Annotated in this window: 11 protein-coding genes; 7 read left to right on the plus strand and 4 right to left on the minus strand. The window is 72.3% G+C overall.

Annotation, left to right across the window (positions count from 1 at the left end):
* Positions 1–54 precede the first annotated feature (54 nt).
* Positions 55–1,224 (plus strand): imidazolonepropionase, encoded by a 1,170-nt coding sequence (hutI, locus tag ACIG3E_RS12975; RefSeq protein ID WP_399614922.1) that lies wholly within the window; start codon positions 55–57, stop codon positions 1,222–1,224.
* Positions 1,225–1,231: 7 nt separating this feature from the next.
* On the opposite strand, the gene ACIG3E_RS12980 is transcribed toward hutI, so the two are convergent.
* On the minus strand, positions 1,232–2,065 hold the full coding sequence (locus tag ACIG3E_RS12980; RefSeq protein ID WP_399614924.1) for a MurR/RpiR family transcriptional regulator: 834 nt from the start codon (positions 2,063–2,065) through the stop codon (positions 1,232–1,234).
* A gap of 116 nt (positions 2,066–2,181) precedes the next feature.
* Between ACIG3E_RS12980 and ACIG3E_RS12985 the strand changes: the two genes are divergently transcribed.
* Together ACIG3E_RS12985 and ACIG3E_RS12990 are read left to right on the plus strand one after the other, a co-directional pair.
* A complete protein-coding gene (locus ACIG3E_RS12985; protein WP_399614927.1) occupies positions 2,182–3,582 on the plus strand; it encodes a purine-cytosine permease family protein in 1,401 nt (466 codons plus the stop codon).
* A gap of 41 nt (positions 3,583–3,623) precedes the next feature.
* Entirely contained in the window at positions 3,624–4,052 is a 429-nt protein-coding gene (locus ACIG3E_RS12990; RefSeq protein WP_399614929.1) for a hypothetical protein, read from the plus strand.
* Positions 4,053–4,463: 411 nt separating this feature from the next.
* Here ACIG3E_RS12990 and ACIG3E_RS12995 read toward each other — a convergent pair whose 3' ends face one another.
* Entirely contained in the window at positions 4,464–5,855 is a 1,392-nt protein-coding gene (locus ACIG3E_RS12995; RefSeq protein ID WP_399614932.1) for a cystathionine beta-synthase, read from the minus strand.
* Positions 5,856–6,074: 219 nt separating this feature from the next.
* Between ACIG3E_RS12995 and ACIG3E_RS13000 the strand changes: the two genes are divergently transcribed.
* From ACIG3E_RS13000 to ACIG3E_RS13010, 3 genes are all read left to right on the plus strand, one after another.
* Entirely contained in the window at positions 6,075–7,088 is a 1,014-nt protein-coding gene (locus ACIG3E_RS13000; protein ID WP_399614934.1) for an SGNH/GDSL hydrolase family protein, read from the plus strand.
* A gap of 432 nt (positions 7,089–7,520) precedes the next feature.
* Positions 7,521–8,741: an acetyl-CoA C-acetyltransferase gene (locus ACIG3E_RS13005; protein ID WP_399614935.1), complete on the plus strand. Its 1,221-nt coding sequence runs from the start codon at positions 7,521–7,523 to the stop codon at positions 8,739–8,741.
* A 208-nt stretch (positions 8,742–8,949) separates the two neighbouring features.
* A complete protein-coding gene (locus ACIG3E_RS13010) occupies positions 8,950–9,762 on the plus strand; it encodes a hypothetical protein (RefSeq protein ID WP_399614938.1) in 813 nt (270 codons plus the stop codon).
* Positions 9,763–9,796: 34 nt separating this feature from the next.
* On the opposite strand, the gene ACIG3E_RS13015 is transcribed toward ACIG3E_RS13010, so the two are convergent.
* Complete coding sequence (locus ACIG3E_RS13015) at positions 9,797–10,108, minus strand: hypothetical protein (protein ID WP_399614940.1); 312 nt, start codon at positions 10,106–10,108, stop codon at positions 9,797–9,799.
* A 101-nt stretch (positions 10,109–10,209) separates the two neighbouring features.
* Between ACIG3E_RS13015 and ACIG3E_RS13020 the strand changes: the two genes are divergently transcribed.
* The gene (locus ACIG3E_RS13020) at positions 10,210–10,440 is read left to right on the plus strand and encodes a DUF4287 domain-containing protein (protein WP_399614942.1); all 231 of its coding nucleotides are present in this window, start codon (positions 10,210–10,212) and stop codon (positions 10,438–10,440) included.
* A gap of 157 nt (positions 10,441–10,597) precedes the next feature.
* Here the strand turns inward: ACIG3E_RS13020 and ACIG3E_RS13025 are convergent, their stop codons facing one another.
* On the minus strand, positions 10,598–11,491 hold the full coding sequence (locus ACIG3E_RS13025; RefSeq protein WP_399614945.1) for a Bax inhibitor-1/YccA family protein: 894 nt from the start codon (positions 11,489–11,491) through the stop codon (positions 10,598–10,600).
* Positions 11,492–11,628 lie beyond the last annotated feature (137 nt).

Below are 11,628 nucleotides of genomic sequence, written 5' to 3' on the forward strand. Positions count from 1 at the left end.
TCTGGGGCGCACCGCGAGGGACCACCCTCACCCACCCCACGAACAGGACCCCACATGCCCACCACCGTCATCCACGGCATCCGCAGCCTCGTCACCAACGACCCCGCCCTCGGCCACGGCCCCCTCGGTCTCGTCGAGGACGCCGCCGTCGTCCTGGACGGCGAGGAGGTCGCCTGGGTGGGCCCGAGCGCCGGGGCCCCGGCGGCGGACGAGGCGTACGACGCCGAGGGCCGCGCCGCGCTCCCCGGCTTCGTGGACTCCCACTCCCACCTCCTCTTCGCGGGCGACCGCACCCAGGAGTTCAACGCCCGCATGGAGGGCCGCCCCTACGAGGCGGGCGGCATCCGCACCACCGTGGCGGCGACCCGCGCCGCGTCCGACGAGGCCCTGGAGGCGAACCTCGGCCGCTACCTCGCCGAGGCCCTGCGCCAGGGCACCACGACGTTCGAGACGAAGTCGGGCTACGGCCTGACCACCGAGGACGAGGCCCGCGCCCTGCGCATCGCGGCGCGCCACACGGACGAGGTCACCTTCCTCGGCGCCCACATCGTGTCGCCGGACTACGCCGAGGACCCGTCGGCGTACGTCGACCTGGTGACCGGCGAGATGCTGGACGCCTGCGCCCCGCACGCCCGCTGGATCGACGTGTTCTGCGAGAAGGGCGCCTTCGACGGCGACCAGGCCCGGGCGATCCTGACCGCGGGCAAGGCGAAGGGGCTGCACCCGCGCGTGCACGCCAACCAGCTCAGCTACGGCCCCGGCGTCCAGCTGGCCGTGGAGCTCGACGCCGCGAGCGCCGACCACTGCACGCACCTGACGGACGCCGACGTGGACGCCCTCGCCCACAGCGACACGGTGGCCACGCTGCTGCCGGGCGCGGAGTTCTCCACGCGCGCGAAGTGGCCCGACGCCCGGCGGCTGCTCGACGCGGGCGCGACGGTGGCCCTGTCGACGGACTGCAACCCGGGCTCGTCGTTCACCTCGTCCGTGCCGTTCTGCGTCGCGCTCGCCGTACGGGACATGGGGATGACCCCCGACGAGGCGGTGTGGGCGGCCACGGCGGGCGGCGCGGCGGCGCTGCGCCGCACGGACGTCGGCCGCGTCGCCCCCGGCGCCCGCGCCGACCTGGCGCTCCTGGACGCGCCGAGCCACGTCCACCTCGCCTACCGGCCGGGCGTACCGCTGGTGTCCGCGGTGTGGCGGCGCGGCGCGCGCGTCGTCTGACGGGGCGCTACTCGACGAAGAGGCCGCGCTCGGCCGCCCCCACGTCGAACTCCTCCAGGCGCGCCTGCGCGTCGGGCAGCGCGTCGCACATGGCCTCCAGGAGCGCCCGGCCGAGCAGCATGGGGGCGCAGGCCGTGTCGAAGGCGAGGCCGGTGCCGACGGCGGCGGGCAGCAGCAGGTCGGAGTGCGCGGCCACGGGCGCGAAGGCGGAGTCGGCGACGGTGACGACGGTGAGGCCCGCGTCCTGGGCGTGGGCGAGGGCGTCCACGACCTCGCGCGGGTGCCGGGGCAGCGCGAAGCACAGCAGCACGGTGGCCCCGGCGCGCACGGCCGCGTCCAGGCGGTCGGTGAGCATGGAGCCGCCCTCGTCGAGCAGCCGCACGTCGGGGTGGACCTTCGCGGCGAAGTACGAGAAGCCGTAGGCCTGGGAGGCGGCGGCGCGCAGGCCGAGGACCGGCAGGGGGCGGGAGGCGGCCAGGAGGCGGCCCGCGCGTTCAACGGGCGCGGGGTCGGCGAGGACGGCCGCGAGGTGGCGCAGGTTCTCGATCTCGGCCTCGACGGCCTGCTGGTACTCGTTCGCCGCCGCGTCCTCCGGCGCCTCCGCCGGGGCCACGTCGCGCAGGTGCCGCCGCAGCGCCGGGTAGCCGTCGAAGCCGAGCGCGACCGCGAAGCGGGTCACGGACGGCTGGCTGACACCGGCGAGTTCGGCCAGCTCGACGCTGGACAGGAAGGGCGCGTCGGCGGCGCGCCGCACCATGCAGTGGGCGATGCGGCGCTGCGTCGGCGTGAGCCGGTGCCCCTCGAAGAGCGCCTGCAGCCGTGTCGCTGGACTGTCACTCATGCCGGACTCCTCACGCCGCTCCCGCTCCTGATCGCCACCCGACCATTGACAAAGTATTCAGCAAACCAGAACTCTGCATGACCATATACAGTCCGGCGAGGCGAGGACCGGCGCACATGGCGGAGTCACCCAAGTCCCTGGTGGAGCGGCGCTCCATCGACGTCGTACCGGATGCCGAGCGGCACGGCAGCCCCGTCAGCCAGTTCACGCTCTGGCTCGGGGCGAACCTCCAGATCACGGCCGTCGTCACGGGCGCGCTCGCCGTCGTCTTCGGCGGCGACGTGGTGTGGTCGATCGTGGGCCTCGCCCTCGGCAACGTGCTCGGCGGCGCCGTCATGGCCCTGCACTCCGCGCAGGGCCCCCGGCTCGGCCTGCCCCAGATGATCCAGTCCCGGGCCCAGTTCGGGGTGCGCGGCGCCGTCGTGCCGCTGCTCCTCGTCATCCTGATGTACGTCGGCTTCTTCGCCAGCGGCAGCGTGCTCGCCGGGCAGGCCACCGCCGAGCTGACGCACACCTCGGACACCACCGGGATCGTCCTGTTCGCGGTGGTCACGGCGGTGACGGCCGCGGTCGGCTACCGCGTGATCCACGTCCTCGGCCGGATCGCGAGCGTGGTCTGCGCGCTCGCCTTCGTCTACCTCGGCATCCGCCTCCTGGACCGCGTCGACCTCGCCGACCTCCTCGCGGACGCCCGCTTCGACCTGCCGGTGTTCCTGCTCGCGGTGTCCCTCTCGGCCTCGTGGCAGCTGGCGTTCGGCCCGTACGTCGCGGACTACTCGCGCTATCTGCCGCGCACGACCTCGGCCCGCGCCACGTTCTGGTGGACGCTCTCCGGCTCCGCGCTCGGTTCACAGTGGTCGATGACGTTCGGCGTGCTGGTGGCCGCGAGCGCGGGCGGGGCGTTCATGGACCACCAGGTCGCCTACGTCGTGGGGCTCGGCGGCACCGGCCTGGTGGCCTCGCTCCTGTACTTCGTGATCGCGCTCGGCAAGCTGACCATCAACGTGCTCAACACGTACGGCGGCTTCATGTCGATGGTCACCGGCATCGGCGGCTTCCGCGCCCAGAAGACGCTCTCGCCGCGCGGCCGGGCCGCGTACATCGGCCTGATCATGGTCGCGGGCACCGCGGTGGCGCTCCTCGGCAAGGACAGCTTCCTGACGTCCTTCAAGGACTTCCTGCTGTTCCTGCTGACGTTCTTCACCCCGTGGTCGGCGATCAACCTCGTCGACTACTACCTGATCTCCAAGGAGCGGTACGACATCCCGGCCCTCTTCGACCCGCACGGCCGCTACGGCGCCTGGCGCTGGGACGCGCTCGCCGTGTACGGCGTCGGCCTCCTGGCCCAGCTCCCGTTCCTCGTCACGCACTTCTACACCGGGCCGCTGGTGGACCCCCTCGGCGGCGCGGACGTCTCCTGGATCGTGGGGCTCGTGGTCCCGGCCGTCCTGTACTGGCTGCTCGCCCGGCGCGACCCGGCGGGCGGGGGTCTCACCCAGGACGGAAAGGGGGGTTAGCCCCACTGTCCGCGGGGCGCGGGCTGCGTACCGTAAGGGGTATGGAAGCCACACGTGACGCCGAACTCAAAAAGGAACTCGACGCCGCTTTGCACGCGCGCAAGGACCTCGGCGAGGAGTACGAGTCCGCGCTCGTCGACTCGTTCCTCGAAAAGGTCGAGAAGCGCCTGGACGGGACGATCGACCGGCAGATGCGCCGTCACCTGGCCGAACAGCAGATGATCATGGCCCGCAGCGCCCGCAACCCCGCCAGCGGAGTCGACTCCTGGGGCGAGCGCTTCGGCTTCGGCATCGTCTCGCTCATCCTCGCGATCCCCCTCTCGGCGATCGGCGTGGTGAACGCGGGGCTGTCCGGCCTCTTCGTGACCTGGTTCGGCATAGTCGGCGTCAACGCGGTCCACGCCGCCCGCGGCACGGGCCTCCTCCCCTTCCTCCGCCGCTCCCCCCACAAGCCCGACTGGGAAGACTGAGCCCCAGCCGAAGCTTCCAGCCCGTCCGGCCGGGCTCCGACCTGGCGGCCCGCACGCCGTCGTCCGGGCCTCAGCCGGGACGATCCAGCCCGTCCGGCGTTTGAGGACAAGCGCGTTAGCGCGGTTCTCGAAGGGGAGCGGATACGGCGAGGAGCCCCAGGGAAGCGCCCGCGCGTAGCGCGGGGACCGCCGCACCCCCGGGCGAACCGGAGGGCGGGACGACGGCGGCCCCCGCGGGGGACGGGCGCGCAGGTCAGGGCCGCACGCTCGCGTCCGGGGCGTCACGGAGGTCCGGGAGCCGCTCCGGAAGTCCTGACGCCGACACCCCCTACGGTGCCCGAGCCGTGTTAAGGGGGTGCTGCGCGGACGTGTCGCGTGCGTACCGGTTCCGCGAAGTCCGGGCCCAGGGACCTAGCTGCCCTGCTGCTCCGCGAGGAAGGCAAGCAGGTCCTGGCGGCTCACGACGCCCGTGGGCTTGCCCTCGACGAGGACGATGGCCGCGTCCGCGGTGCCGAGCACGGACATCAGGTCCCCGACCGGCTCGCCGGAGCCGACCTGCGGCAGCGGGTCGGACATGTGCTTCTCCAGCGGGTCGTGCAGCGACGCCCGCTGCGCGAACAGCGCGTCGAGCAGCTCGCGCTCCACCACCGAGCCGATGACCTCCGCGGCCATGACGTCGGGGTGCCCCGCGCCCGGCTTCACGATGGGCATCTGCGAGACCCCGTACTCGCGCAGGACCTCGATCGCCTCGCCGACCGTCTCCTCCGGGTGCATGTGGACGAGCGAGGGCAGCTCGCCGCCCTCCTTGCGGCGCAGGACGTCACCGACGCGCGGCTGGTCACCGGCCTCCTCCAGGAAGCCGTAGTCGTTCATCCACTCGTCGCTGAAGATCTTGCTCATGTAGCCGCGGCCGCTGTCGGGCAGCAGGACCACCACGACGTCGTCGGGGCCGAGGCCCTCCGCGACGCGCAGCGCCGCGACGACGGCCATGCCGCAGGAGCCGCCCACCAGGAGGCCCTCCTCCTTGGCGAGGCGCCGCGTCATCTGGAAGGAGTCCTTGTCGGACACGGCGATGATCTCGTCGGTGACGTTCCGGTCGTAGGCCGTCGGCCAGAAGTCCTCACCGACGCCCTCGACGAGGTACGGCCGCCCGGAGCCGCCGGAGTACACGGAGCCCTCCGGGTCCGCGCCGACGATCTTGACCTTGCCGCCCGAGACCTCCTTCAGGTACCCGCCGGTGCCGGAGATCGTGCCGCCGGTGCCGATGCCCGCCACGAAGTGGGTGATCTTCCCCTCCGTCTGGTCCCACAGCTCGGGCCCGGTGGAGTGGTAGTGCGACAGCGGGTTGTTGGGGTTGGAGTACTGGTCCGGCTTCCAGGCGTCCGGGATCTCACGGACCAGCCGGTCGGAGACGTTGTAGTACGAGTCCGGGTGCTCCGGGTCGACGGCGGTCGGGCAGACGACCACCTCGGCACCGTAGGCCCGCAGCACGTTGATCTTGTCGGTGCTCACCTTGTCCGGGCACACGAAGACGCACTTGTAGCCCTTCTGCTGGGCCACGATCGCCAGGCCGACACCGGTGTTGCCGCTGGTCGGCTCGACGATGGTGCCGCCGGGGCGGAGCTCGCCGCTGGCCTCGGCCGCCTCGATCATGCGCAGGGCGATGCGGTCCTTCACGGAGCCGCCCGGGTTGAAGTACTCGACCTTGGCGAGGACGGTGGCCTTCAGGCCCTGCGTCACGTTGTTGAGCCTGACCAGCGGGGTGTTGCCGACGAGGCTGGTCATCGAGTCGTGGAATTGCACGTTGTCTCCGTGTATCCGGCCGGGTATCCGGGGCGCGACGTCGTGAGGGCATGGCTGCTCGCACGAGGTGTTCGTATTTCGGTTTTCGGTAACCGTCAGAGTACGGGGCCATCTGCCCGAGTCACCTCCTCTCACGGTTGGCCGACCGTCCCGACGGGGCAATGAGTGGATGTAAGGGACGAACGGCTCCACAGGGACCTGGCAGAGGTGACAGCGGGGATGTCGAGGGCGAGGGTGGCGCGGCGCATCGCCGCGGGCGCGGCGTACGGCGGCGGAAGCATCGGGCTGCTCGGCGCGGCCACGGTCGGGATCGTCCTCGCCGAGGTGCAGTTGGCCAAGCGGTCCGTGGGCAACGGCGGGCACGGGACGCCGCCGCGGGCCGACGGCCGGTACGGGGCGGCCTTCGCGGCCCGCGCCGACTGCGGGGAGCCGCTGCGGTTCGCGATGCTCGGGGACTCCACGGCCGCGGGGCTCGGCGTGCACCGGGCCCAGCAGACGCCCGCCGCGCTGCTGGCGTCCGGGCTCGCCGCGGTGGCCGAGCGGCCGGTGGACCTGCGGGTCGTGGCCAAGGCCGGGGCGCAGTCCGACGACCTCGACCGACAGGTGACGCTGGTCCTGTCCGACGAGACGGGCCGGGTGCCCGACGTGTGCGTCGTGATGATCGGGGCCAACGACGTGACGCACCGGATGCCGCCGACGCGGTCGGTGCGGCTGCTCGCGTCGGCGGTGCGCAGGCTGCGCACCGCGGGCGCCGAGGTGGTCGTCGGCACGTGTCCCGACCTGGGCACGATCGAGCCCGTCTACCAGCCGCTGCGGTGGCTGGCCCGCCGGGTTTCGCGGCAGCTGGCCGCCGCGCAGACGATCGGCGTGGTCGAGCAGGGCGGCCGCACGGTGTCGCTCGGCGACCTGCTCGGCCCGGAGTTCGCCGCGAACCCGCGCGAGCTGTTCGGCCCCGACAACTACCACCCCTCCGCGGAGGGGTACGCCACGGCGGCGATGGCGGTCCTGCCCACGCTCTGCGCGGCGCTCGGCCTGTGGCCGGAGGAGGAGCGGCCCGACGTGTCGCGGCGCGAGGGCTTCCTGCCGGTGGCCCGGGCGGCGGCGCGGGCCGCCTCCGAAGGCGGCACGGAAGTAACCGGAGCCATGCCCTCCGGGCCGCGTGGCCCCTTCGCCCTCCTCAAGCGCAGGCGGCGCCGCCGGATCCAGACTCCGGCCCCGGCGCCGATCGCCTGACGGCGGGGGACCCGGCGGCTACGCTGCGCGCCTGCTTGGCTGCGCCCGCTGGAGTTGCCGCGATAGGGCCGTCGGGCGCCTGCGGATCCTTTGTGGCTGATCGCGCAGTTCCCCGCGCCCCTTTGGGGCGCTGCCAGCCGTCGATCGTCTGCGGGTCGGCACAGGGGCACCACCCACCCAGAGGCGCCGGACGGCCGCGCGGGCAAAGCCGGGGAGTCATGGGCGGGTGGGTGGGAAAGCCCCTGCCGGGAAGGCCCCCGCCGCGGCAGCGGCGACGCCGTCCGCCCAGGGGAAGCCGAGCCCCGTCCCCGCGCGCGCCCTGAGCGCCCGCTTAGAAGTGCGGCCCGTGTCACAGGCCTCATCCCGTGACCCCGGCTATACGTGCGGGTAACTTCCCCTTAAGCCCTGCCCGTTACCCCCTGGAGCCTCCTGATGCCCGAAGCCGTGATTGTCTCCGCTGCCCGCTCCCCCATCGGCCGCGCCTTCAAGGGCTCGCTCAAGGAGCTCCGCCCCGATGACCTGACGGCCACGATCGTCCGGGCCGCCCTCGACAAGATCCCCGCGCTCGACCCCAGGGACATCGACGACCTGATGCTGGGCTGCGGCCTGCCCGGCGGCGAGCAGGGCCACAACCTCGGCCGGATCGTGGCCGTGCAGATGGGCATGGACCACCTGCCGGGCTGCACCATCACCCGCTACTGCTCCTCGTCGCTGCAGACGTCCCGCATGGCCCTGCACGCCATCAAGGCGGGCGAGGGCGACGTCTTCGTCTCGGCGGGCGTGGAGATGGTGTCCCGCAGCGTCAAGGGCAGCAGCGACGGCCAGCCCGACACCCACAACCCGCTCTTCGCCGACGCCGAGGCCCGCACCGCCGAGCGCGCCCAGCAGACGGACACCGACTGGCACGACCCCCGCGAGGACGGCCTCGTGCCGGACGCGTACATCGCGATGGGCCAGACCGCCGAGAACCTCGCCCGGCTCAAGGGCGTCACCCGCCAGGACATGGACGAGTTCGGCGTACGGTCCCAGAACCTCGCCGAGGAGGCCCTCAAGAACGGCTTCTGGCAGCGCGAGATCACCCCGGTGACGCTGCCCGACGGCACGGTCGTCGCCGCGGACGACGGCCCGCGCGCGGGCGTCACCATGGAGGGCGTCGCGGGCCTCAAGCCTGCCTTCCGCCCGGACGGGCTCGTCACGGCGGGCAACTGCTGCCCCCTGAACGACGGCGCCGCCGCCCTCGTGATCATGTCCGACACCAAGGCCCGCGAGCTCGGCCTGACCCCGCTGGCCCGGATCGTGTCGACCGGCGTCTCCGCGCTCTCCCCCGAGATCATGGGCCTCGGCCCGGTCGAGGCCAGCAAGCAGGCCCTGAAGCGGGCCGGGCTCACGATCTCCGACATCGACCTCGTCGAGATCAACGAGGCCTTCGCCGCCCAGGTCATCCCCTCGTACCGCGACCTGGACATCCCCCTCGACAAGCTGAACGTCAACGGCGGCGCGATCGCCGTCGGCCACCCCTTCGGCATGACCGGCGCCCGCATCACCGGCACGCTGATCAACAGCCTCCAGTTCCACGACAAGCAGTTCGGCCTGGAGACCATGTGCGTCGGCGGCGGCCAGGGCATGGCCATGGTCATCGAGCGCCTCAGCTGACCCCTCCACACATTCGTGACCCAATCTCCCCCAGGATGTGACCAATCTCCTGGGGGAGATTCATACGCCCAGGTCAGCGCGGATCCGCCGATAAACACCGGGCCGAAAGTCCTGTCCAATTCGTGACGTAATGCACTGACAGGGGGATGGTGCAGGCTTCAAGCTGATGTAGTAAGTCGGGGGTCGACTTGAAACCGGGAGTACGTCAGTGAGCGCCATGAGTCTTGCCTTGCTGCTCTCCGCGGCCGCCGCCACGGCCGTGGGCGCCGCGTCCCTGCACACCGTGCGGGGCCTGCGGCAGCAGATCACCGACCTGCGCACCGAGCTCGCCGAGAGCCACGCCGCGGCCCGCGGCCGGGCCACGGTGCCGGCCGCCCGCACCACGGTGGACACCGACGAGATACGCGCCGCGGTCGCCGACGCCCTCGCCGAGGAGCGGGAGCGGGAGCTGGCCGAGGCACGCGCGTTCTGGGCCGCGCAGGAGGCCCGTGACATCGCGGACGCCCCCTCGCTGCTCGGCGGGCTCCCGGAGAGCATCGCGGACGAGCTGTTCCTGCCGCGCCAGGCCGATCTGGCGGGTCTGGAATCGGACAGCCTCGAACCGGTCGTGGAGCCCTTCGCCGACCCCGACGAGTTCGCGGGCGACTCCGCGGAGCTGGCCGCGGCCCGCCGCCGCCACCCCTCACACCCCGACTTCGTCCCGGTGCAGTCCCCCGCCTACACCGACCACGAGCGCACGGTGGCCTGCCTGGAGGAGCTCGCCGACGCCCGCACCGCCCTCGCCGACGTCCGCCCGGGGCCGCTCGGCACCCTCGACGTGTACGTCTTCGCGGACGGCACGACGCTGTGCATGACCCCCGGCCACCGCGAGACCGCGGAGCTGCTCGCCGCGGCCCTGCGCGACGGCCAGGCCCCGGTCCTGCTCGGCGGCTCCGGCGTCTCGGGCGCGTACGCACTGACGTTCGCCTGCGGTACGGAGAACGTCTACATCCTGGCGGACCGCGTCATCGCCTCGGTCTGAGGAACGGGCCGCGCCCGCCGACCCCCGGCCGCTCTCACACCCCGGCCCGCGCCAGCGCCTCCTCCACCAGGCGTACCGCCTCCGCCAGCTCCCCCTCGTCCCGCAGGACGACCGCCAAGTCACGGCCCGCCACCGTGACCTGGTCGGCGGCCGCGAACATCCCGGCGTCCGGCATCAGCCGGGGCTCGGCCTCCGGCGCCTCGTTGAGCTGGGCCCGCACCGCCAACTCTCGGGCGAGGGCCAGGGCTTCGGCGGCCGCGCCGCGCTGCAGCCGGGACTGGGGGGCGGCCCGCAGCCGGTCGGCGAACCGGTCCACGGCGGCGATCAAAGGCGTCGTATCGAACACACCGCGACCCTATGCGCCGAGCCGGGACTGTTGCCAATGTCCGAACGCTCAGGCACGGTGGCGTGAAGGACGGACCACATCGAACGCGTCCGGAGGCGCCGATGTCCCAAGTCTTCTCCGCGGAGACCCACCGGAATCTGCTCGCTCGCATCCCCCACTGCACCGGTCGTGAAGTCTCCGACTGGCTGCGCACCGTCGACGAGGGCCCTTCTCTCTTCCGCTTCGAGGAGAAGGTCAGCTGGCTCCGCGGCGAGCACAATCTGGCCTACGGCCACGCCAAGGCGATCATCCACGAATACGACCTCAGGCGTGCCGCGCGCAATCTGCGCTGACCCGCACCCGTAGTTCCGCTGTTTCCCCGTTCCCCCGAAGTCCCCCGATTCCGATCCCCACCACGACACGACGAAGGGCCCGCGGACCGTGGTCCGCGGGCCCTTCGGCCGCTGTGTCACCGACCGGCCGGTGGGGTCACCGGCGCGTCGGCGATGCTCAGTCGTTCCCCTGCAGGATCGCGATCAGGCGCAGGAACTCCATGTAGATCCAGACCAGCGTCATCGTGAGGCCGAAGGCGGCGAGCCAGGCCTCCTCGCGCGGGGCGCCGTACGCGATGCCGTCCTCGACCTGCTTGAAGTCCAGGGCCAGGAAGCACGCGCCGAGCAGCACGCCGATGATGCCGAACATGATGCCGAGGCCACCGCTGCGGAAGCCCAGGCCGTCACCGCCGCCGAAGACGGAGAACAGCAGGTTCACCGCCATCAGGAGGACGAAGCCGAGGGCCGCGGCCATCACGAAGCCGTAGAAGCGGCGGTTGACGCGGATCCAGCCCGCCTTGTACGCCACCAGGACGGCGAGGAAGACGGCCATCGTGCCGAGCACGGCCTGCATGGCCGCGCCGCTCGCGATGCGGTTGTCCACGACGCTGGAGACGACGCCGAGGAAGACGCCTTCCAGGGCCGCGTACGCCAGGATCAGCGGCGGGGACGCCTTGCGCTTGAAGGCCTGGACGAAGCCCAGGATCATCGCCACGAGACCGGCGCCGATCGCGATGCCGTACGACTTGCTGATGTTCGCGTCGTCGACGGGGAGCAGCGCCCAGGCGAGCGCGGCCGTCACGACGAGGACGCCGAGGGTGGTGGCGGTGCGCATGACGACGTCGTCCATCGTCATGCGGGTGGTCACCGGGGCGTGCGGCGGGGCGCCCTGGAGGTCCTGCTGGCCGTACGGGTTCGCGGCGTAGGGGTTGGTGGGGGCCTGCTGGCCCGCGTACGGGTTGGTCTGCGTACCGACTGCGGGGCCCCCGGCCTGCGGCTGCGCGTTGAAGCCCGCATAGCCGTTGTCGCGGCTGAACCCCCGTCGCGAGAAGACCGGGTTGCTGCTCCTCATCTCACTCCTCCATGGCCACCGTGCGTGGCTTTGGTTCAAGAGTAATGCGTAGGCAAAAGGATGTGCCTAGTGCTTGGGGAGGATCTTTCCCGCCAGGTGGCGGGGGATCCCTCTCAAAGACCCCACTCTTCGCCCGG

The sequence above is a fragment of the Streptomyces sp. NPDC053474 genome (genome assembly GCF_044544845.1).
Classification (GTDB): domain Bacteria; phylum Actinomycetota; class Actinomycetes; order Streptomycetales; family Streptomycetaceae; genus Streptomyces.